Genomic DNA, 23,720 nt, shown 5'->3' with positions numbered 1-23,720 from the left:
ACGGGTTTTTTCATTTGGAGAAAAAGGAGGGATGGACGCTTAGTCCGAACGAATATGGAGAAAAATTGGTATGTAGTCCACACGTATTCCGGTTACGAAAATAAGGTGAAAGCAAACTTGGAAAAGCGTGTCGAAACGATGGGCATGCAAGACAAGATCTTCCGTGTCATCATCCCGGAAGAACAAGAAACGGATTTCAAAGACGGCAAAAAACGCACCGTCATGCGCAAAACCTTCCCGGGCTATGTGCTCGTGGAATTGATCATGACGGATGAATCCTGGTATGTTGTCAGAAACACGCCAGGCGTGACCGGCTTTATCGGTTCTTCTGGCGGTGGCGCTAAGCCGACGCCGCTATTGGATGAAGAAGTTGATTTCATCCTGAAGCAAATGGGCATGTCTTCACGCAAAGTGGAAATCGACTTTGCAGTCGGCGATACCGTCGAAGTTATGGAAGGGCCGTTTGCGAACTTCCAAGGGAAAGTGGAAGAGATCGACGAAACAAAAGGCAAAGTGAAAGTTTCGATCGATATCTTCGGCCGTGAAACAAAAATGGAGCTTGATTTCGACCAAGCCCAAAAAATTTAAAAGCTGCTTGCTATTCTGCCCGGAAAGTGTTATCATTTCATAGGTCAGACTGTCATCAGACAATTTGTACAGGATAAACTAATTCTATCAACATAGTTGACAGAGATATTGAGTGGGAGGGGAAACCCTATTACCACATCACGGACTTAAGGAGGTGTGTTTCGTGGCTAAAAAAGTGATTAAAGTTGTAAAATTGCAGATCCCTGCAGCAAAAGCTAATCCAGCGCCACCGGTTGGTCCAGCATTGGGTCAAGCAGGTGTTAACATCATGGGCTTCTGTAAAGAGTTCAACGCGCGTACGGCAGATCAAGCAGGACTGATCATTCCAGTTGAGATTTCGGTATTTGAAGACCGTTCATTTACTTTCATTACGAAAACTCCACCCGCAGCTGTCCTACTTAAAGTAGCAGCCGGTATTGAATCAGGTTCAGGCGAACCGAACCGCAATAAAGTAGCGACTGTGAAACGCGACAAAGTTCGCGAAATCGCAGAAACTAAAATGCCAGATCTAAATGCTGCTTCAGTTGAAGCTGCAATGTTGATGGTTGAAGGTACTGCTCGCAGCATGGGCATTACAATCGAAGACTAATACGGCAGTTGTTTTTGGATGGGTTGCGTGAGTTCAAATTGAACCGCGCAGCCTTTAATCGTGGGAGGTTTAAACCGTTAGACCACAACAAGGAGGACGTTTAAAATGGCTAAAACAGGCAAAAAGCTGCAAGAAGCAGCAAAATTGATCGACCGTACAAAACTTTACGATGCTAAAGAAGCGATCGAACTTGCGAAAAAAGCAAGCACAGTAAACTTCGATGCAACAGTGGAAGTCGCTTTCCGTCTTGGAATCGACACGCGCAAGAACGACCAGCAGATCCGTGGAGCTGTAGTGCTTCCGAACGGTACTGGTAAAACTCAAAGCGTATTGGTTTTCGCTAAAGGCGAAAAACTTAAAGAAGCTGAAGCAGCAGGCGCAGATTTCGTCGGCGACGCTGAATATATCCAAAAAATCCAGCAAGGATGGTTTGACTTCGATGTAATCGTTGCAACTCCGGACATGATGGGTGAAGTTGGTAAACTTGGACGCGTTCTAGGGCCAAAAGGCTTGATGCCAAACCCGAAAACAGGCACAGTTACATTTGATGTGACAAAAGCTGTTCAAGAAATCAAAGCTGGTAAAGTGGAATACCGTGCAGACAAAACTGGTATCATCCACGCGCCAATCGGGAAAGTTTCTTTCGAAGACAGCAAACTTGCTGAAAACTTGGAAGCAATCTACGACGTTGTTCTTAAAGCTAAGCCATCGGCAGCTAAAGGAACGTACATCAAATCCCTAAACGTAACAACTACAATGGGACCTGCTGTCAAAGTGGATTCTAGCTCTGTAGGAAAATAAGAGTATTGACAAATCTTTTGCGCTTTGCTAAACTGGCGAAGTTGTAAAAAGTATATTTGTACCGCAGACAGCAGGGGCGCCAGCCGCTTAATTTATCCCTGCCGAGGACATGATGAATTCAGTTGACATCTTTTTGATGCTGATATTATGCCTCTGTGTCTGTAAAGACCAGAGGCTTTTCTTATGGACGGACGGTACAGATGAAAAATCTATAGGAGGTGCCCAAATGACCAAAGCAGTTGAAACGAAAAAAGTAGTTGTGCAAACGATCGCTGACAAATTCAACGCTGCAGCTTCAGTTGTAGTTGTTGATTACCGTGGGTTGAACGTTGCTCAATTGACAGAACTTCGTAAACAGCTTCGTGAAGCAGGCGTTGAGTTCAAAGTTTACAAAAACTCAATGACTCGCCGTGCGACAGAAATGCACGGACTTGAAGCGATCAACGAACACTTTACAGGACCAAACGCCATTGCATTTTCTAACGAAGATGTAGTAGCACCAGCGCGGATCATCAACGATTTCGCTAAAAAGAACGAAGCGCTTGAAATTAAAGCGGGTATCATCGAAGGCACTGTAGCATCTGCAGAAGATGTAAAAGCATTGGCAGAACTTCCATCACGCGAAGGTCTACTTTCTATGCTACTCAGCGTACTTCAAGCACCAATGCGCAACTTCGCTGCGATCACAAAAGCGGTTGCGGACAGCAAAGAAGAACAAGGCGCTTAATAAGTTAGCCGGATAAGCACGACAAAAAAATCACCTTTCCATAGGAGGAAACTATAATGACACAAGAACAAATCTTAGACGCAATCAAAGAAATGACAGTTCTTCAACTTAACGACCTAGTAAAAGCAATCGAAGACGAGTTCGGCGTAACTGCTGCTGCTCCTGTTGCTGCAGCTGCTGCTGGCGGTGCTGCTGTTGAAGAGCAAACTGAATTCGACGTAATCTTGAACTCTGCTGGAGATCAAAAAATCAAAGTAATCAAAGTAGTACGCGAAGTTACTGGCCTAGGCTTGAAAGAAGCTAAAGCACTAGTTGACGAAGCTCCTAAAGCTCTTAAAGAAGGCGTTTCTAAAGAAGAAGCAGAAGAAATCAAAGCTAAAGTTGAAGAAGTTGGCGCTTCAGTAGAAGTTAAATAATTTCAACTTTTCATGGAATAAGAAAGAAAGCTCGTCAGTATCTTTACCGACGGGCTTTTTCTTCTTTCTAAATTCGGAAATGCCGGGCAGATTTCGTGATGAGTTAAGAACGGTAAGGAGGACTCCATGTGTCACAGCATTATTATTCCAAAAATCCTCAAACAAAAAGCAACCCTCGAGAATGGACATATACATTGCGGGGCGAGAAATTCCATTTCCAGACAGATGCAGGCGTATTCAGCAAAGGTGAAATCGATTTCGGTTCCCGGCTGCTGATCGAAGCGTTCGAGGATTCGGAATTGTCAGGGCCGATTTTGGATGTCGGCTGCGGGTACGGGCCAATCGGAATGGCCATCGCCAAAACATTTCCCCATAAAGAAGTTCATATGGTAGACGTGAACACACGCGCCCTTGAACTGGCTAGAAAAAACACCGAAAAAAACGGAGTCGGAAACGTCCGGATCTACGAAAGTGATGGATTAGGGTCTGTTGAAGAGGAAGGGTTTTCGTCGATCTTGACGAATCCGCCGATCCGCGCAGGAAAAGAGACGATCTTCCGGTTTTATGAAGAAGCATATACGAAGCTTGAACAAGGCGGGTCGCTTTGGGTGGTCATCCAGAAAAAACAGGGAGCACCTTCAACGCAGGAGAAATTAGAGGAACTTTTCGGGAATTGCCGTACAGCGGATAAGAAGAAGGGGTACTTTATTTTTGAGGCGAGAAAAGTTTGACTTGACAAAACGCCTATGTTATTATAATGAAATGCAAAATTATTATTTTGAGGTCGTTTGCCCTTTTTAGGGCATCGCATGGCGACACGCAACCACAGGTATACAGAAAATGAGCTCTCAGTCAGCCTCGTTTTCTTTTTGTCTTTTCGATATCATACACCATTTGGCAGAAATCGCAAAGACCTATAATCGTTTTATTGAGGGGTGAATAAGTTGGTAGGTCAACTAGTTCAGTACGGGCAACATCGTCAACGTAGAAGTTTTTCGAGAATTAAAGAAGTGCTCGATCTTCCAAACCTGATTGAGATTCAATCAGCGTCTTATGAGTGGTTCCTCGAAGAAGGGCTGCGCGAAATGTTCCGAGATATCTCGCCGATTGAAGATTTCACTGGAAATCTGTCGCTTGAGTTTGTTGACTACAGTCTCGCGGAACCGAAATATCCAGTCTCTGAATCAAAAGAACGTGATGTCACTTATGCGGCACCGCTGCGCGTAAAAGTGCGTCTGCACAACAAAGAAACAGACGAAGTGAAGGAACAGGATGTCTTTATGGGCGATTTCCCATTGATGACCGAAACTGGAACTTTTGTGATCAATGGCGCGGAACGCGTTATCGTTTCCCAGTTGGTGCGTTCACCAAGTGTTTACTTCCACGACAAGACCGATAAAAACGGCAAGAGAGGCTTCGGGGCAACGGTTATCCCTAACCGCGGCGCTTGGCTTGAATATGAAACAGATGCTAAGGACGTTGTATATGTCCGCATCGACCGCACGCGCAAATTGCCGGTAACGGTCCTTTTGCGGGCGCTTGGCTTCGGATCCGACCAAGAAATCATCGATTTGCTTGGAGATAACGAATACCTGCAAAACACCCTTGAAAAAGACAACACCGAAAGCACAGAAAAAGCGCTTCTTGAAATCTATGAGCGTCTGCGCCCTGGTGAGCCGCCGACAGTCGAAAGCGCAAAGAGCTTGCTCTACTCGCGTTTCTTCGACCCAAAACGCTATGACCTGGCAAATGTCGGCCGCTATAAAATGAACAAAAAACTTCACATCAAAAACCGTCTTTTCAATCAAACAATCGCTGAAACGCTGGTTGATCCTGAAACAGGCGAAATCCTGGTGGAAGCTGGCACGGTTATCGACCGCCGCGTGTTGGACCGCTTGATCCCTTATCTGGAAGGCGGCGTGAATTTCCACACTGCATCCCAGTCCGGCGGCGTCCTTGAAGGCGACGTTACACTGCAGTCCATCAAGATCTATGCTCCAAACGATGAAAATCAAAAAGAAATCACCGTCATTGGCAACGCTTATGTGGAAGACAAGATCAAACACGTAACGCCTGCTGATATCATTTCTTCTATCAGTTACTTCTTTAACCTTCTTTACGGAGTTGGAAACACAGATGACATCGATCACCTGGGTAACCGCCGCCTTCGTTCAGTCGGGGAATTGCTGCAAAACCAATTCCGCATCGGGTTGTCCCGTATGGAACGCGTTGTGCGCGAGCGTATGTCGATCAATGACACGCAAGCGATCGTGCCGCAGCAATTGATCAATATCCGTCCGGTTATTGCATCCATTAAAGAATTCTTCGGTAGTTCTCAGCTTTCCCAGTTTATGGACCAAACAAACCCATTAGGGGAATTAACTCACAAACGCCGTCTATCTGCGCTTGGGCCTGGTGGTCTGACGCGTGAGCGCGCCGGCTTTGAAGTGCGCGACGTTCACTACTCGCATTATGGACGCATGTGCCCGATCGAAACGCCTGAGGGCCCGAACATTGGGTTGATCAACACGCTTTCGACTTTTGCGAAAGTGAACAAATTCGGTTTCATTGAAACGCCTTACCGCCGTGTCGATCCGGAAACCGGAATCGTAACACCGCAAATCGATTACTTGACTGCCGACGAAGAAGATAATTACGTAGTGGCTCAGGCCAACTCGCGATTAAATGAAGACGGCTCTTTCGTAGAAGAAGAAGTGGTAGCCCGTTTCCGCGGTGAAAACACATTGCTTAAACGCGAACGCATCGATTACATGGACGTTTCGCCGAAACAGGTCGTTTCAGTTGCGACAGCTTGTATCCCGTTCCTTGAAAACGATGACTCCAACCGTGCATTGATGGGAGCGAACATGCAGCGTCAAGCAGTTCCATTGCTTAACCCTGAAGCACCTTTCGTCGGTACGGGCATGGAACATTTGGCGGCACGTGATTCAGGTGCGGCTGTCATCGCTAAATACGAAGGTATTGTTGAATCGGTGGAAGCACGTGAAATCAAAGTGCGCCGGATCGAAGAAGTGGATGGCAAAGAAGTCAAAGGCGACGTCACTTCTTACAAATTGCAAAAATTCGTCCGTTCAAACCAAGGGACCAGCTATAACCAACGCCCGATCGTCAAAGTCGGCGACCGCGTATCGCCTCGCGATATCCTGGCGGATGGACCTTCGATGGAACGCGGCGAAATGGCCCTTGGCCGCAACGTCCTTGTAGCGTTCATGACATGGGACGGCTTCAACTATGAAGATGCGATCATCATGAGTGAGCGTTTGGTAAAAGACGATGTGTATACATCTGTCCACATCGAAGAATACGAGTCCGATTCACGCGATACAAAACTTGGGCCGGAAGAAATCACACGCGACATCCCGAATGTCGGGGAAGATGCGCTTCGCAACCTGGACGACCGCGGAATCATCCGTGTCGGTGCAGAAGTGAAGGACGGCGACATTCTGGTCGGGAAAGTTACGCCGAAAGGGGTTACGGAACTGACAGCTGAAGAGCGCCTATTGCATGCAATCTTCGGTGAAAAAGCGCGTGAAGTGCGTGATACGTCCCTTCGTGTACCACACGGAGCCGGCGGAATCGTGCTTGATGTGAAAATCTTCAACCGCGAAGACGGCGATGAATTGCCGCCGGGTGTAAACCAGCTGGTGCGTGCATACATCGTCCAGAAACGTAAAATTTCAGTCGGGGATAAAATGGCCGGACGTCACGGAAACAAAGGTGTAATCTCGCGCATTCTTCCTGAGGAAGACATGCCGTTTATGCCGGATGGAACTCCTGTTGACATCATGCTTAACCCGCTTGGGGTACCATCACGGATGAACATCGGACAAGTACTTGAGCTTCACTTAGGTATGGCGTCCCGTTCACTTGGAATTCATATGGCATCATCTGTTTTTGATGGAGCCAATGAAGAAGATGTGTGGGAAACGATGGAAGAAGCCGGAATGCCGCGCGATGGAAAAACCATCCTTTACGATGGCCGTTCAGGTGAAGCATTCGATAACCGTGTGTCTGTAGGAATCATGTACATGATCAAACTTGCGCACATGGTCGATGATAAATTGCACGCCCGTTCAACCGGTCCATATTCGCTTGTTACGCAGCAGCCACTTGGCGGTAAAGCCCAGTTCGGCGGACAGCGTTTCGGTGAGATGGAAGTTTGGGCGCTTGAAGCATACGGGGCAGCCCATACGCTTCAGGAAATCCTGACTGTGAAGTCGGATGATGTGGTCGGACGCGTGAAAACGTATGAAGCGATCGTCAAAGGCGAAAGCGTTCCAGAACCGAGCGTTCCGGAATCGTTCAAAGTTTTGATCAAAGAGCTTCAGAGTTTAGGTATGGACGTTAAAATGCTGACGATTGATGACGAAGAAATCGAATTGCGCGATTTGGATGAAGAAGAAGATCTTCAACCGGCCGATTCGCTGAACATCCTGCCAATCGCAGATACAGAAGCACCTGTTGGAACAGTTGATTGATAAATCTTGGAATCGGGCGGTCTTAGCCTGCCGCCCGTCTTCCAATCACTTGGTCGCAAACGAGGAAAAGCCGTACAGAAACTCGAGACAAAAGGGAGGTAGGCTCCTTGATAGATGTTAACAATTTTGAGTATATGAAAATCGGATTAGCGTCACCCGATAAAATTCGCTCATGGTCTTATGGAGAAGTCAAAAAGCCAGAAACAATTAACTACCGTACATTAAAACCAGAAAAAGACGGTTTGTTCTGTGAACGTATTTTCGGTCCTACAAAAGACTGGGAATGCCATTGCGGAAAATACAAACGTGTCCGTTATAAAGGTGTAGTCTGTGACCGTTGTGGCGTTGAAGTCACACGTTCAAAAGTACGCCGTGAGCGCATGGGCCACATTGAACTTGCAGCTCCTGTATCACATATTTGGTATTTCAAAGGAATTCCGAGCCGCATGGGCCTTATCTTGGATATGTCCCCGCGCTCACTCGAAGAAGTCATTTACTTTGCTTCTTACGTAGTAATCGATCCTGCAGATACACCGCTTGAAAAGAAACAGCTTCTTTCGGAAAAAGAATACCGGGCTTATCGCGATAAGTTCGGGAAAAAATTCCAAGCCGCAATGGGTGCTGAAGCGATCAAACGACTTCTGCAAGAAATCGATCTTGAACGCGAAACGGATTCGTTGAAAGAAGAATTGAAAACTGCTCAAGGGCAGCGCCGCACACGGGCGATCAAACGCCTTGAAGTAGTGGAATCTTTCCGCAACTCCGGAAACAATCCGGACTGGATGATTCTTGATGTTCTTCCAGTTATTCCGCCGGAACTTCGCCCGATGGTTCAATTGGATGGCGGACGTTTTGCGACTTCCGACTTGAACGATTTGTACCGTCGCGTGATCAACCGGAACAACCGTCTGAAACGCTTGTTGGACCTTGGTGCACCTAGCATCATCGTCCAAAACGAAAAACGCATGCTGCAGGAAGCTGTTGATGCGTTGATCGATAATGGCCGCCGCGGCCGTCCTGTCACTGGACCGGGTAACCGTCCGTTGAAATCTCTTTCTCACATGTTGAAAGGGAAACAAGGGCGCTTCCGTCAAAACCTTCTTGGTAAACGCGTTGACTATTCAGGCCGTTCCGTTATCGTTGTAGGACCGAACTTGAAAATGTACCAATGCGGATTGCCGAAAGGAATGGCAATCGAGCTGTTCAAGCCTTTCGTCATGAAAGAACTTGTTGAACGAGGATTGGCCCATAACATCAAGAGTGCGAAACGCAAGATCGAGCGTCTGCATTCAGAAGTTTGGGATGTACTCGAAGACGTGATCAAGGAGCATCCGGTTCTATTGAACCGTGCACCAACGCTTCACCGACTCGGTATCCAGGCGTTTGAACCAACACTTGTGGAAGGCAAAGCAATCCGTCTTCATCCGCTAGTATGTACTGCATACAATGCCGATTTCGATGGTGACCAAATGGCCGTCCACGTACCGCTTTCTTCTGAAGCACAAGCGGAAGCCCGTCTTCTTATGCTTGCTGCCCAGAATATCTTGAACCCGAAAGACGGAAAACCGGTTGTAACTCCTTCTCAGGATATGGTTCTAGGAAACTATTACTTAACACTTGAGCGCAAAGGAGCTACAGGCGAGGGCGCTACATTCTCAGGTCCGGAAGAAGCGCTTGTCGCTTACCAGACTGGTCATGTACACCTTCACACAAGAATCGCGGTTCTTGCCGGATCCTTGAACAACCCGACATTTACGGCAGAACAGAACAAAATGCTCCTATTGACGAGTGTCGGTAAGATCATTTTCAACGAAATTCTGCCGAGATCATTCCCTTATATCAACGAGCCGACCGATTTCAACTTGCAGGTGGAAACACCGGCTAAGTATTTCGTGCCGACTACGACCGACATCCGTGGCTACTTTGCTGAAGCTGAACTCGTGACGCCGTTCAAAAAGAAAATTCTTGGAGAAATCATTGCGGAAGTCTTCAAACGCTTCCACATTACAGAAACTTCAAGAATGCTTGACCGTATGAAGAGCCTTGGCTTTAAATACTCGACGCAAGCCGGTATCACGGTTGGTGTGGCGGATATCGTCGTACTTCCTGATAAAGGTGAAATCCTGATCGAAGCGCAAGCGAACGTGGATAAAGTTATGAAGCAATTCCGCCGTGGTTTGATCACGGAAGAAGAACGCTATTCGCGTGTTATCTCTTATTGGAGCAATGCAAAAGACGTCATCCAGGAAAAACTGATGGCATCTCTTGATAAATTGAATCCGATTTATATGATGAGTGACTCCGGAGCGCGTGGTAATGCTTCCAACTTTACACAGCTTGCGGGTATGCGCGGACTCATGGCCAACCCGGCCGGCCGCATTATCGAACTCCCGATCAAATCTTCATTCCGTGAAGGTCTGACGGTACTCGAATACTTCATCTCCACTCACGGTGCACGTAAAGGTCTTGCCGATACGGCCTTGAAGACAGCTGACTCCGGTTACTTGACACGCCGTCTCGTAGACGTTGCACAAGATGCAATCGTCCGCGAAAACGATTGTGGTACAGACCGCGGCTTGCTTGTCGGAGCCTTGAAGGAAGGGTCAGAAGTGATCGAAGAGCTGGACGAGCGTATCTTGGGCCGTCATGCGAAGAAAACGATCCGCCACCCTGAAACAAAAGAAGTCATTGTAGAAAAAGACGAATTGATTACACAAGACTTGACACGCCTCATTGTAGAAGCGGGAATCAAAGAAGTGACGATTCGCTCAGCATTTACATGTAATACGAAACACGGCGTTTGTAAGAAATGCTACGGTACGAACTTGGCAACTGGCGACGAAGTTGAAGTGGGCGAAGCAGTGGGTATCATTGCCGCTCAGTCAATCGGAGAACCAGGAACCCAGCTTACAATGCGTACATTCCATACAGGCGGGGTAGCAGGAGACGATATTACACAAGGTCTTCCGCGTATCCAGGAAATCTTCGAATCGCGTAATCCGAAAGGGCAAGCGGTCATTTCTGAAATCAACGGTACAGTTACCGAAGTGGATGAAATCCGTGAAGGCCAGAAGGAAATCACGATCCAAGGTGACGTCGAGACACGCAAATACTTGGCGCCTTACAATGCCCGCCTTAAAGTGCACGTGGATGATGTCATCCGCCGCGGCGAAGTATTGACGGATGGATCGATCGATCCGAAGCAATTGCTGCAAGTTAAAGATGTTCAATCTGTCCAAGTGTATTTGTTGAAAGAAGTCCAGAAAGTTTACCGTATGCAAGGGGTAGAAATCGGCGATAAGCACGTTGAAGTTATGGTCCGTCAAATGTTCCGTAAAGTCCGCGTAATCGAAGCCGGCGATACTGACTTGCTTCCAGGTTCACTATTGGATATTCACCAATTTACAGAAGCGAACGAAAAAGCTGTGCTTGAAGGCAACCTGCCTGCTACAAGCCGCCCGGTCATCCTGGGTATCACAAAAGCTTCACTTGAAACAGAATCTTTCCTATCTGCCGCTTCATTCCAGGAAACGACGCGCGTCCTAACAGATGCAGCGATCAAAGGAAAACGCGACGAACTTTTAGGATTGAAAGAGAACGTTATTATCGGCAAGCTTGTTCCAGCCGGAACAGGAATGCAGCGTTACCGCCAAATCAAAATTGCACAGGCTGAAAAAGCTGTGAAAGAAGAGATTGTCGGCAGCGAATCATAATTTAATTGGATTCCGGAGAGGTCTTTAAAAACTCTCCGGGATTTTTTAGGAATATTGTTGACATGAATTGCTGAGAGTGATAACATGTTGAGGGTTGATGGTTTAGCTGTCTGTTGCTTGGAAAGGCATGCGAATGTCTTGTAAAAGATTCAGGCAAAAGAAGCATCATCGGTATAAAGCAATCAGTAAAAGCATTAGAAAGCGGCATTGTCCAAGATGTAAGAGCGGCAAAGACGCGAACGATCGAATGGCCGAGCAGATTTATCCAACAGCCTTAGAAAAGGTATTCCGATCAGATTTGCAGATTCACGATCCAAGCTTGGCAAAGCAAAGGCAATTATGCCAGCGCAGCTGCTGTGGCGTTTACTGGATACCAGTTTTTGTGTGAAAACACAAAGGCTTTGTTTTTACCCAAAAAATGAACCACCTGGATATGTGGTATTAGAACACCTTTTGAGAGGAGGAAAAAATCGATGCCTACAATTAACCAATTAGTTAACAAGCCTCGTAAACCAAAAAGCACTAAATCAGACTCACCAGCGTTGAACAAAGGGTATAACAGCTTCAAAAAGTCTCAGACTGACGTAAGCTCACCTCAAAAACGTGGAGTTTGTACTCGTGTTGGTACAATGACACCAAAGAAACCGAACTCCGCTTTGCGTAAATACGCGCGTGTACGGTTGACAAACCAAATTGAGGTCAATGCATACATCCCTGGAGAAGGCCACAACCTTCAAGAGCACAGTGTAGTTCTTCTTCGCGGCGGACGCGTAAAAGATTTACCTGGTGTGCGTTACCACATCGTACGTGGAGCACTTGATACTGCTGGAGTAAACGGCCGTATGCAAGGACGTTCTAAATACGGAACAAAACGACCAAAAGTCAAAAAATAAAAAGTTAAAATAACGAAGTGATTTCGTTGAAAGGAGGAACATACATGCCTCGTAAAGGTCCTGTAGCTAAACGTGACGTGTTGCCAGATCCAATTTACAATTCGAAATTGGTGACACGCTTAATTAATAAAATGATGGTTGACGGAAAAAGAGGTACTTCACAAAAGATCCTATACGGAGCGTTCGAACTAGTTAAAGAACGCAGCGGGAAAGATCCGATTGAAGTATACGAACAAGCATTGACTAACGTTATGCCAGTTCTTGAAGTTCGCGCACGCCGTGTCGGTGGAGCTAACTACCAAGTACCGGTTGAAGTTCGTCCAGAGCGCCGTACAACTCTAGGTCTTCGCTACCTTGTAAACTATTCACGTCTTCGTGGAGAGAAAACAATGGAAGAGCGTTTGGCTAATGAAATTCTAGATGCTGCAAACAACACTGGAGCAGCGGTTAAGAAACGTGAAGATATCCACAAAATGGCGGAAGCGAACAAAGCGTTTGCTCATTATCGCTGGTAATTTCTTTCAAGATGTAAAAATCTTAATCCGAGACGGAAGGAGAAAGACAACATGGCTAGAGAGTTCTCCTTAGACAAAACACGTAATATCGGAATCATGGCACACATTGATGCCGGTAAAACGACTACTACGGAGCGTATTTTATACTACACAGGCCGTATCCACAAAATCGGCGAAACGCATGAAGGTGCTTCTCAAATGGACTGGATGGAGCAGGAGCAGGAACGTGGAATCACGATCACTTCTGCTGCGACAACAGCGTCATGGAAAAACCACCGCGTCAACATCATTGATACTCCTGGACACGTAGACTTCACTGTTGAAGTTGAACGTTCATTGCGCGTACTTGATGGAGCTGTTACAGTTCTTGATGCTCAATCTGGTGTTGAGCCTCAAACTGAAACGGTTTGGCGTCAAGCTACAACATATGGTGTTCCACGTGTTGTATTCGTCAACAAAATGGATAAAATCGGTGCTGACTTCCTTTACTCTGTAGGCACATTGCACGATCGCCTACAGGCAAATGCACATCCGATCCAACTTCCAATCGGTGCTGAAGATGAGTTCGAAGCGATCATCGACCTAGTCGAAATGAAAGCAGTCTTCTACGCAAACGATTTGGGAACTGAAATCACTGTAGGTGAAATCCCTGAATCCCACAAAGAGCTAGCAGAAGAGTGGCACACTAAATTAGTGGAAGCTGTTGCTGAGCTTGATGAGGAATTGATGGAGAAATACCTAGGCGGAGAAGAAATCTCTGTGGAAGAACTTAAAGCCGGTATCCGTAAAGGTACTTTGGATGTTGAGTTTTACCCAGTGGTCTGCGGAACTGCTTTCAAAAACAAAGGTGTTCAATTAATGCTTGACGCAGTAATCGACTACCTGCCATCACCATTGGATGTACCTCCAATGACTGGCGTCCTTCCAGATTCTGATGAGGAAGTTATCCGCAAGCCTAGCGAAGACGAGCCATTCTCAGCGCTAGCGTTTAAGGTAATGACGGATCCATACGTTGGGAAATTGACTTTCTTCCGTGTGTACTCTGGTACTCTTAAATCTGGTTCTTACGTACAAAACTCTTCAAAAGGCAAACGTGAACGCGTAGGACGTATCCTGCAAATGCACGCTAACTCCCGTGAAGAGATTGCTGAAGTTTACTGCGGCGATATCGCTGCTGCAATCGGCCTTAAAGATACTTCTACTGGAGACACTTTGAGCGACGAGAAGCACCAGGTAATCCTTGAGCGTATGGTCTTCCCAGAACCGGTTATCTCCCTTTCTGTGGAACCAAAATCTAAAGCCGACCAAGACAAAATGGGTCAAGCTCTTGCGAAATTGCAAGAAGAAGATCCGACTTTCCGTGCGCACACTGACCAGGAAACTGGCCAAACGATCATCGCAGGTATGGGTGAACTTCACCTTGATATCCTAGTTGATCGCATGCGCCGTGAGTTTAACGTAGAAGCTAACGTGGGTGCACCTCAGGTATCTTACCGCGAGACATTCCGTCAGTCTGCTAAAGTCGAAGGTAAATTCGTACGCCAGTCTGGTGGACGTGGACAGTTCGGACACGTTTGGATCGAATTCGCTCCAAACGAAGAAGGAGCAGGTTTTGAGTTTGAAAATGCAATCGTTGGTGGTGTGGTTCCACGTGAATACATCCCAGCAGTTGAAGCGGGTCTTCGCGACTCTCTTGATAACGGTGTAATTGCCGGCTATCCATTGATCGACATCAAAGCTAAATTGTTCGACGGATCTTACCATGATGTCGACTCGAATGAAATGGCATTTAAAGTTGCTGCTTCTATGGCGCTTAAAAATGCAATCTCTAAAGTTAACCCGGTTCTTCTTGAGCCAATCATGCGCGTCGAGGTTGTTATTCCTGAGGAATACCTTGGAGATATCATGGGTGACATCACGTCACGCCGCGGCCGTGTAGAAGGTATGGACGCACGCGGAAACGCGCAAGTTGTCCGTGCTATGGTACCTCTTGCTGAAATGTTCGGCTATGCGACTTCATTGCGTTCTAACACGCAAGGCCGTGGTGTGTTCTCTATGCACTTCGACCACTATGAAGAAGTACCGAAATCAATTTCAGAAGAAATTATCAAAAAAAATAAAGGCCAATAATTGAATTTTGACCTTTAATAAAGTATAAATAGTTTGTATGCCAGGAATAATAGGGCCCTGTTATTCCAGCACAGCGAACTACCTACTAACTTACATTCTGAGGAGGATTTTTCTAATGGGAAAAGCTAAATTTGATCGCTCTAAAACACACGCTAATATTGGTACAATCGGTCACGTTGACCATGGTAAAACAACTTTGACTGCAGCTATCGCTACAGTTCTTGCTAAAGCGTCAGGCGGGGAAGCTCGTTCTTACGACCAAATCGATAACGCACCAGAAGAAAAAGAGCGTGGAATCACAATCAATACTTCACACGTTGAATATGAAACAGCTACGCGTCACTATGCACACGTTGACTGCCCAGGACACGCCGACTATGTTAAAAACATGATCACTGGCGCTGCTCAAATGGACGGCGGGATCCTAGTAGTATCTGCTGCTGATGGCCCAATGCCACAAACTCGTGAGCACATCCTTCTTTCACGTCAAGTAGGTGTACCTTACCTAGTTGTATTCATGAACAAATGTGACATGGTTGATGACGAAGAGCTTCTTGAACTTGTAGAAATGGAAGTTCGCGATCTTCTTTCTGAATATGATTTCCCTGGCGATGACATTCCTGTCATCAAAGGTTCTGCTCTTAAAGCTCTTGAAGGAGAAGCTGAGTGGGAAGAAAAAATCATGGAATTGATGAACGCTGTTGACGAGTACATCCCAACTCCACCACGTGACACTGACAAGCCATTCATGATGCCTGTTGAGGACGTATTCTCAATCACTGGCCGTGGTACAGTTGCTACTGGACGTGTTGAGCGTGGACAAGTTAAAGTCGGCGATACTGTTGACATCATCGGTCTTACTGAAGAACCAAAATCTACAACTGTAACTGGTGTAGAAATGTTCCGTAAATTGCTTGACTATGCTGAAGCTGGCGACAACATCGGTGCTCTTCTTCGCGGGATCTCTCGCGACGACGTGCAACGTGGACAAGTATTGGCTAAACCAGGCACAATCACTCCACACACTGAGTTCACAGCTGAAGTTTATGTTCTTTCAAAAGAAGAGGGTGGCCGTCACACGCCATTCTTCACAAACTACCGCCCGCAGTTCTACTTCCGTACAACTGACGTAACTGGCGTTTGCAACCTTCCTGAAGGCGTTGAAATGGTTATGCCTGGAGACAACATCGAAATGACTGTTTCTTTGATCTCTCCAATCGCGCTTGAAGAAGGAACTAAGTTCTCTATCCGTGAGGGTGGACGTACTGTAGGCGCTGGCGTAGTTGCAAAAATCACTAAATAATTTTTGCTAAGACCCAAACCCCCGGTTTATCATTTGATAAACCGGGGGTTTTTTTGTTTTTAGAAGCAGGCTGATGCCTGCTTTTTCTCGTTATATGAAGTATGTAATATATTGCGTTCAAAAAATTTTCACATTTTTTTAAGAGCCGTGGAAACGTTGCTACATCAACAATGAAAACGGATACATTATTTATCAATATTCTAAATAGACTAAAAATTCACGGAAAGTTGATTGACACCCCTTAAAATAGGCGATATGATAGCAACAATTTACATCGAGAAAACAAAAATTAATAAATTCCAGAAACAAAATATCCAAAGAAAGAAGTGGACAGCATGGGCGAACAAATGATTTATATGGATGGCAATTTTGTTAAAAAAGAAGATGCGAAGGTTTCTGTTTACGATCACGGATTTTTATACGGTGATGGAGTGTTCGAAGGAATTCGATCCTACAATGGAAACGTGTTCCGGTTAGAGGAACATTTAGAACGTCTTTACGATTCCGCTAAATCGGTCATGCTTGAAATTCCACATTCTGTTGAAGAGTTGACGTCAATCGTAGTGGAAACACTCCGGCGCAACGAATTAAAAGATGCGTATATCCGCCTGGTGGTATCGCGGGGGCCGGGAAACTTAGGGCTCGATCCTCTCAGTTGTCCGAGACCAAGCGTTATTGTCATTGCAGAAGCATTGTCGCTCTTTCCGAAAGCCTTATACGAAACGGGCATTGAAATCGTATCAGTAGCCACACGGCGAAGCCGGTCGGATGTGCTGAGCCCGAAAGTCAAATCGCTTAACTACATGAATAATATTCTAGTGAAAATCGAAGCCAACCTGGCGGGCGTTTCCGAAGCGCTCATGCTGAATGATCAAGGCTATGTCGCAGAAGGATCTGCAGACAACATCTTCATCGTCCGGAAGAATAAATTGCTGACACCTCCGGGATATGTCGGAGCGCTTGAAGGCATTACACGAAACGCAATTATGGAAGTGGCGAAAGAAAAAGGCTACGAAATGCAGGAAGCCGTTTTTACAAGACATGATGTATATGTCGCTGATGAAGTCTTCTTGACCGGAACGGCAGCGGAAGTAATCGCTGTAGTGAAAGTGGATGGAAGAACGATCGGAGATGGAAAGCCTGGACCGGTAACAAACGATTTGCTTAGCTCGTTCCGCGAACTGGTCCAACAAGATGGCGTTAAGGTTTATGCAAATCAATTGAATGCAGTATGACAAATGAATAATCCAATTCAATGACGAGGTTAAAGAACATGGAAGATGTATTCACAGAGAGCCGGTACAGGTGGAAGCCGGCAATACTACCATTTTCGACATCCCCTCTGAGTGGAATGCTGAAAGGCTCCGGCCGAATAGGTATTCCCGGTGGCCGCTTAAAGCGGCTCATCGTTAACAGCAGATAAGCCGAGCTTATCTATGAGGCTGCAGTTGTGCAGCGAACTAGGGTGGTACCATGAAGCTTTTTCATCCCTATGCGAAGAACATGTTTCTTTGTGTAGGATGAAAAAGCTTTTTTTATTCTAACAAAGACACAATCCAAAAGGAGGCGGAAAGATTGGGAGTAAATTTGGAAGTTAGAGAAGCAGTAGAACAGAAATTAAAAGGCAGCGGTGCTGATGTCCTGATTCAATCGTTGAAAGAGCAGGGTGTGGATGTGATTTTCGGCTATCCGGGAGGAGCCGTGCTCCCGATCTATGACGCGCTCCACAGAAACCCGATCCGCCATGTGCTGGCACGGCATGAACAAGGTGCCATCCACGCAGCGGAAGGATACGCCAGAGTATCCGGGAAAACCGGGGTGGTGATTGCGACATCCGGCCCGGGGGCAACAAACTTAGTGACTGGAATCGCGGACGCAATGCTCGATTCCCTTCCGTTGGTCGTCTTTACCGGACAAGTTGCCAGCAGCGTCATCGGAACGGACGCTTTCCAGGAAGCGGATATCATCGGGATCACGCAGCCGATCACCAAGCACAATTACCAAGTGAAAAACGTGGAAGATTTCCCTCGGATCATCAAGGAAGCATTTTATATCGCTTCAACCGGGCGGCCGGGACCGGTGGTCGTCGATATCCCGAAGAACATCTCAACAGAGCTGATGCAAAGCTATGAAGATGAAGAAGTGAACCTTCCGGGATACCAGCCGACGACACAGCCGAATTACCTGCAAATACAAAAAGCCGCTAAGGCATTATCAAAAGCGAAAAAGCCGCTGATTCTAGCAGGAGCCGGCGTCCTGGCAGCAAAGGCGTCAAAAGAGCTTCAAGAATTTGCAGAACGCCACCGATTGCCGATCACGAATACATTATTGGGGCTTGGCACAATCGGCGGAAGCCATGAACTGTTTCTTGGGATGGCCGGGATGCACGGCACCTATACCGCGAACACAGCCATCTGCGAGTGCGATGTACTTCTAAATATCGGCGCACGTTTCGATGACCGGTTGACTGGCAACTTGGCGCATTTCGCACCGAAAGCGAAAGTTATCCACATCGATATCGATCCTGCTGAAATCGGCAAGAACGTACCGACCGCGATTCCGATAGTGGCTGATGCAAAAGAAGCGCTCCGCGAATTGCTGAACCAGGATTTTGAATCTCCTGATACTGCCGGCTGGCTAGAAGAGCTGGCAGCGAATAAAATCGATTATCCGCTCCAATACAAAGCGGACGATAGAAGAGGCATCCTTCCACAGCAGGCAATTGAACTGATCCATCGCCTGACCGGCGGCGACGCGGTCGTGACGACGGATGTCGGCCAGCACCAGATGTGGGCAGCCCAGTACTACAAGTTCTCCCATCCGCATAATTGGGTGACCTCCGGAGGCCTTGGCACAATGGGATTCGGTTTCCCTGCAGCCATCGGCGCTCAGCTGGCGCGCCCGACAGAAAAAGTCGTGGCAATTGTCGGTGACGCCGGATTCCAGATGACGCTTCAGGAACTTTCGTTGCTCCAGGAACTCCGGCTTCCGGTGAAGGTTGTAATTTTGAACAACCAAAGTCTTGGAATGGTACGGCAATGGCAGGAAACATTCTACGAAGAACGCTATTCTCAATCATTGATCCAAGTACAGCCGGACTTCGTGAAATTGGCACAGGCATATGACATTGCCGGCTATAAAGTGGAGACGATGGAACAAGCGGAAGCAGTATTCAAAGAAGCGTTCGAATCAGATGAACCGGCGCTAATCGATTGCCGGGTAGTACAGATGGAAAATGTCTATCCGATGGTTGCGCCAGGCAAAGGGCTCAACGAAATGATCGGGGTGACAAGCGAATGAAACGAGTCATAACAACTACAGTAATCAACCAAAGCGGCGTCCTGAACCGGGTAACGGGCCTTTTGATGAAACGGCAATTCAATATCGAGAGCATTTCCGTCGGACACACCGAAAAGCCGGGAATGTCGAAAATGACATTTGTCGTCAATGTGGAGGATGAAGGGAAGCTTGAGCAGCTGCTCAAGCAGCTGCAGAAACAGATTGATGTCATCAAAGTCAATGACATTACCGATAAAGCAATGGTCATGAGGGAGCTGGCGATTGTAAAAGTGGTTTCCCCGCCAGCTGTCCGCAATGAGCTTTATGCAATCGTCGAACCGTTCCGCGCAACAGTGGTGGATATGAGCAAGAACGTCACCACCTTCCAAGTGGCCGGCGATCCGGAGAAAGTCGAGGCATTCATCGACCTGATGAGGCCTTATGGCATTAAAGAAGTAACACGAACCGGTGTATCTGCATTTGTCCGTGAGACGCAAAAGACCCCGGCAGCACAGCTGTCGATTCTTTAACAAAACCCAAACACTCGAGGAGGAAATTAAAAATGGCGAAAATGTATTATAACCAAGACGTAAACGAACAGGTATTAGAAGGAAAGACAATTGCGGTCATCGGCTACGGCTCACAGGGACATGCCCATGCCCAGAACTTAAAAGAATCCGGATTTGATGTTGTGGTTGGTGTAAGACCCGGGAAATCATTCAAACAAGCGCAAGAAGACGGCATGAATGTGACCACGGTGGCGGAAGCGGCGCAGGCAGCGGACATCATCATGGTCCTGGTACCGGATGAGAAGCAGACGAAAATCTACAACGAAGAAATCAAACCAGCATTGACTGCAGGAAAATCACTCGTTTTCGCACATGGCTTTAACGTTCATTTCAACCAAATCGTCGCTCCGGAAGATGTGGATGTCTTCTTGGTAGCACCAAAAGGGCCGGGGCATCTGGTCCGCCGCACATACGAAGCAGGTGCTGGAGTTCCGGCATTGATCGCCATCCACCAGGATGTTTCAGGACAGGCTCAGGAAGTGGCGCTGGCTTATGCGAAAGGGATCGGCGCTGCCCGTGCAGGCGTGCTGGAAACGACCTTCAAAGAAGAGACTGAAACGGATCTATTCGGAGAACAGGCTGTGCTTTGCGGCGGTGTTACATCACTTGTGAAAGCGGGCTTTGAAACTTTAGTGGAAGCGGGCTATCAGCCAGAAGTCGCTTACTTCGAATGCATGCATGAATTGAAATTGATCGTTGATTTGATGTATGAAGGCGGATTGTCAGGCATGCGCTATTCGATTTCAGACACGGCGCAATGGGGCGATTTTGTATCAGGTCCACGCGTGGTCGATGCAGCGACAAAAGGCCGCATGAAAGAAGTTTTGACGGATATCCAGACAGGGAAATTCGCAAAAGGCTGGCTGCTTGAAAATCAATTGAACCGCCCGGAATTCACAGCCATCGAAAAAGCGGAAGAAAACCACCAAATCGAACAAGTAGGCCGAGTGCTGCGTGAAATGATGCCATTTGTCAACGAAGGCAAAAAGACAAAAACAAAAGAGGTGGTCGCCAGTGCGCAAAATTGACATCTTTGATACAACGCTACGGGACGGAGAACAGTCGGCCGGGATCAACTTGAATACTGCTGAGAAAATCGAAATCGCCCGCCAACTCGAACGTTTTGGCGCGACGATCATCGAGTCAGGATTTCCGGCAGCCTCGCCGGGAGATTTCGATGCGGTAAAGCGCATCGCAGGAACAGTAAAAAATTCAATCGTGACAGGCTTAGCCCGTTCAGTTGAAAGTGATATTTCCACGGCATGGGAAGCATTGAAAGGCGGCGAACAGCCGCATGTCCATATCTTCCTGGCAACATCGCCGATCCATATGGAACATAAATTGATGAAAACACCGGAGCAGGTCCTGGAAACGGCCGTCGCTTCTGTGAAATACGCTAAGAAATTCTTCCCGCTTGTCCAGTGGTCGGCGGAAGATGCCTCAAGGTCCGATCCGGAATTCCTGGTCCGTATCATCCGTGAAGTCATCAAAGCGGGAGCCACGACGATCAACTTACCGGATACAGTAGGATATGCGACTCCGGCGGAATACGGTGCCATGTTCAAATATGTAAGCGAAAACGTCATCGGAATCGAGAACGTCAAATTGTCCGCTCATTGCCATAACGATCTAGGGATGGCGACCGCCAATACACTTGCAGCGATTGAAAATGGTGCAACCCAAGTGGAAGGGACCATCAACGGCATCGGCGAACGTGCCGGCAACGTGGCGCTTGAAGAAATCGCAGTGGCGCTTCACATCCGAAAGCAGATTTACGAAATCGAAACAGGAATCGAGCTGAAAGAAATCAAGCGCACAAGCCAATTGGTCAGCCAATTGACGGGCAGCCTGATCCAGCCGAACAAAGCGGTGGTCGGCAAAAATGCTTTTGCCCATGAGTCAGGCATCCATCAGGATGGCATGCTAAAAAACCCGTTGACGTACGAAATCATTACGCCGGAACTGATCGGCGATGCATCAACCGAATTGGTGCTCGGCAAGCATTCCGGCAGGCACGCCTTCAAAGACCGGGCGATCAAGATGGGCTTTGAACTGAGCGATGAGAAATTGAACAAAGCCTTTATCGAATTCAAGAAATTGGCTGACAGTAAAAAAGAGATTGTTGAAGACGATTTGTTCGTCTTGCTGACAGACCAGCAGATCAATGAAAAAGACGTGCCGGTGTATGAACTGGAAAGCGTGCAAGTTCATTACGGAACAGCGAACATCCCGACGGCTACAGCATCTGCCCACGGACCTGACGGCCAGCTGGTCCGGGATTCTGCAACAGGCGCAGGTTCGGTGGAAGCGATATTCAACAGCCTCGAGCGCATTGTCGCCGGCAAAGTGCATATTCTTGATTACCGCGTGACGTCGATCGGCAAAGGGCGCGACGCGTTAGGTGAAGCGGTCATCAACATGACCTATGATGGAGAGACCGTTACGGGCCGGGATGTAGCGCAGGATGTACTGGAAGCGACAGCGAAAGCGTATTTGAATGCAGTGAATCGCCAATTGGTGAAAAAAGGGCAGAAAGCCAGCGTAGTCACAGCTTAAAACAACAGGAATGAAAGAGGAGGAATTTCAATGGAAAAAACGATAGCGGTATTGCCAGGAGATGGAATCGGACCAGAAGTTACAGATGCAGCGGTAAAGGTACTGCAATCGATTGCCATGCGCTACGGGCATACATTCCATTTGAAGCACGCGGCAATCGGCGGATGCGCAGTGGATGCATACGATAACCCGCTGCCGGAAGAAACCGTGGCAGCATGTGAAGCGAGCGATGCCATTCTGCTTGGTGCGGTAGGCGGCACGAAATGGGATCAGCATCCGGCCCATCTCCGTCCGGAAAAAGGCTTGCTGAATATCCGCAAGCGTTTCGGTTTATTCGCAAATATCCGGCCGGTCAAAGCGGTGCCGGCATTGCTCGGTTCCTCCCCATTAAAAGAAGAAGTGGCGAAAGAAGTGGACATGGTCATTGTCCGGGAATTGACAGGAGGCCTTTATTTCGCAGAGCCGAAACACCGTACGGAAAAAGCCGGAGTGGATACGCTAGTCTATACTCGACCGGAGATTGAACGGATCGTTGATAAGGCGTTTGAAGTGGCCCGCGGGCGACGCGGCAAATTGACTTCGGTCGATAAAGCGAATGTATTGGAAACGAGCAAGCTATGGCGGGAAGTGGTCGAAGAGCGAAAAGCGTTTTATCCGGACGTGGAAGTCGAGCATATGCTGGTGGACTCAGCCGCAATGAAACTGATCACGGATCCGCGTGCGTTTGATGTGGTGGTCACGGAGAACATGTTCGGCGATATCTTAAGCGATGAAGCTTCGGTCATCACAGGATCGCTTGGAATGCTGCCTTCAGCAAGCATCCGTGCAGATGGTTTCGGGCTTTATGAACCGGTCCATGGGTCGGCTCCGGACATTGCCGGCCAGAACAAAGCGAACCCGTCAGCAGCTATCTTGTCAGCGGCGATGATGCTCCGCCATTCGTTCGGCCTCCATTCAGAAGCGTCGGCAATTGAAGAAGCGGTAATGGGCGTCCTGGAAGACGGCTATTGCACAGGCGATTTGTACACGGCTGGAAAACGGACGGTTTCAACTGAAGCGTTTGTAACGAAAGTCATCGAAGAGCTGGAGCGGGAATTCGTTTCCGAACACATCATGTATTCTTACGTTTAAGTAAAGGAGTG

General features: G+C 47.5%; 17 protein-coding genes, 1 pseudogene and 1 other annotated feature. All 18 genes and pseudogenes read left to right on the top strand.

Annotated elements, in window-relative coordinates:
- Positions 1 to 54 precede the first annotated feature (54 nt).
- The 18 genes and pseudogenes from nusG to leuB all read left to right on the top strand — a co-directional run bounded on the left by nusG (position 55) and on the right by leuB (position 23,709).
- On the top strand, positions 55 to 588 hold the full coding sequence (gene nusG / locus ACFSDB_RS17915; RefSeq protein WP_204893693.1) for a transcription termination/antitermination protein NusG: 534 nt from the start codon (positions 55 to 57) through the stop codon (positions 586 to 588).
- Between the two features lie 163 nt (positions 589 to 751).
- Positions 752 to 1,177: a 50S ribosomal protein L11 gene (gene rplK, locus ACFSDB_RS17910; RefSeq protein ID WP_033542812.1), complete on the top strand. Its 426-nt coding sequence runs from the start codon at positions 752 to 754 to the stop codon at positions 1,175 to 1,177.
- 105 nt (positions 1,178 to 1,282) lie between these two features.
- Positions 1,283 to 1,978 carry a 50S ribosomal protein L1 gene (rplA, locus tag ACFSDB_RS17905; protein WP_204893694.1) on the top strand — a complete coding sequence of 232 codons (696 nt, stop codon included), beginning with the start codon at positions 1,283 to 1,285 and terminating at the stop codon, positions 1,976 to 1,978.
- A 43-nt stretch (positions 1,979 to 2,021) separates the two neighbouring features.
- Positions 2,022 to 2,169: a sequence feature (ribosomal protein L10 leader region), on the top strand.
- 35 nt (positions 2,170 to 2,204) lie between these two features.
- Positions 2,205 to 2,705, top strand: coding sequence for a 50S ribosomal protein L10 (rplJ, locus tag ACFSDB_RS17900; protein WP_204893696.1), 501 nt, complete (start codon positions 2,205 to 2,207; stop codon positions 2,703 to 2,705).
- 56 nt (positions 2,706 to 2,761) lie between these two features.
- Entirely contained in the window at positions 2,762 to 3,121 is a 360-nt protein-coding gene (rplL, locus tag ACFSDB_RS17895) for a 50S ribosomal protein L7/L12 (protein ID WP_204893697.1), read from the top strand.
- A gap of 128 nt (positions 3,122 to 3,249) precedes the next feature.
- Entirely contained in the window at positions 3,250 to 3,852 is a 603-nt protein-coding gene (locus ACFSDB_RS17890; RefSeq protein WP_204893698.1) for a class I SAM-dependent methyltransferase, read from the top strand.
- 213 nt (positions 3,853 to 4,065) lie between these two features.
- Positions 4,066 to 7,620: a DNA-directed RNA polymerase subunit beta gene (rpoB, locus tag ACFSDB_RS17885; protein WP_204893699.1), complete on the top strand. Its 3,555-nt coding sequence runs from the start codon at positions 4,066 to 4,068 to the stop codon at positions 7,618 to 7,620.
- A 107-nt stretch (positions 7,621 to 7,727) separates the two neighbouring features.
- Positions 7,728 to 11,333, top strand: coding sequence for a DNA-directed RNA polymerase subunit beta' (gene rpoC, locus ACFSDB_RS17880; RefSeq protein WP_204893700.1), 3,606 nt, complete (start codon positions 7,728 to 7,730; stop codon positions 11,331 to 11,333).
- Positions 11,334 to 11,806: 473 nt separating this feature from the next.
- Positions 11,807 to 12,226: a 30S ribosomal protein S12 gene (gene rpsL, locus ACFSDB_RS17875; protein WP_204893701.1), complete on the top strand. Its 420-nt coding sequence runs from the start codon at positions 11,807 to 11,809 to the stop codon at positions 12,224 to 12,226.
- 44 nt (positions 12,227 to 12,270) lie between these two features.
- The gene (gene rpsG, locus ACFSDB_RS17870; RefSeq protein WP_008432480.1) at positions 12,271 to 12,741 is read left to right on the top strand and encodes a 30S ribosomal protein S7; all 471 of its coding nucleotides are present in this window, start codon (positions 12,271 to 12,273) and stop codon (positions 12,739 to 12,741) included.
- A 51-nt stretch (positions 12,742 to 12,792) separates the two neighbouring features.
- Entirely contained in the window at positions 12,793 to 14,871 is a 2,079-nt protein-coding gene (fusA, locus tag ACFSDB_RS17865; RefSeq protein ID WP_204893702.1) for an elongation factor G, read from the top strand.
- 115 nt (positions 14,872 to 14,986) lie between these two features.
- Complete coding sequence (tuf, locus tag ACFSDB_RS17860; protein ID WP_204893703.1) at positions 14,987 to 16,174, top strand: elongation factor Tu; 1,188 nt, start codon at positions 14,987 to 14,989, stop codon at positions 16,172 to 16,174.
- A 335-nt stretch (positions 16,175 to 16,509) separates the two neighbouring features.
- The gene (ilvE, locus tag ACFSDB_RS17855) at positions 16,510 to 17,409 is read left to right on the top strand and encodes a branched-chain-amino-acid transaminase (protein ID WP_204893704.1); all 900 of its coding nucleotides are present in this window, start codon (positions 16,510 to 16,512) and stop codon (positions 17,407 to 17,409) included.
- A 340-nt stretch (positions 17,410 to 17,749) separates the two neighbouring features.
- Positions 17,750 to 19,474: an acetolactate synthase large subunit gene (gene ilvB, locus ACFSDB_RS17850; protein ID WP_204893705.1), complete on the top strand. Its 1,725-nt coding sequence runs from the start codon at positions 17,750 to 17,752 to the stop codon at positions 19,472 to 19,474.
- Positions 19,471 to 19,983 carry an acetolactate synthase small subunit gene (gene ilvN / locus ACFSDB_RS17845; RefSeq protein WP_204893706.1) on the top strand — a complete coding sequence of 171 codons (513 nt, stop codon included), beginning with the start codon at positions 19,471 to 19,473 and terminating at the stop codon, positions 19,981 to 19,983. The genes ilvB and ilvN overlap by 4 nt, the downstream gene beginning before the upstream one ends.
- Before the next feature lie 23 nt (positions 19,984 to 20,006).
- Positions 20,007 to 21,050, top strand: a pseudogene (gene ilvC / locus ACFSDB_RS17840) (ketol-acid reductoisomerase); the annotation flags it as partial.
- Positions 21,037 to 22,578, top strand: a complete 1,542-nt coding sequence (locus ACFSDB_RS17835; protein ID WP_204893708.1) for a 2-isopropylmalate synthase — start codon at positions 21,037 to 21,039, stop codon at positions 22,576 to 22,578. The pseudogene ilvC and the gene ACFSDB_RS17835, both read left to right, overlap by 14 nt.
- Before the next feature lie 30 nt (positions 22,579 to 22,608).
- On the top strand, positions 22,609 to 23,709 hold the full coding sequence (leuB, locus tag ACFSDB_RS17830) for a 3-isopropylmalate dehydrogenase (protein ID WP_204893709.1): 1,101 nt from the start codon (positions 22,609 to 22,611) through the stop codon (positions 23,707 to 23,709).
- Positions 23,710 to 23,720: the final 11 nt, after the last annotated feature.

The sequence above is a fragment of the Planococcus chinensis genome (assembly GCF_042681545.1).
Lineage (GTDB): Bacteria > Bacillota > Bacilli > Bacillales_A > Planococcaceae > Planococcus > Planococcus chinensis.
This window is presented reverse-complemented; position numbering and strand designations above follow the sequence as displayed.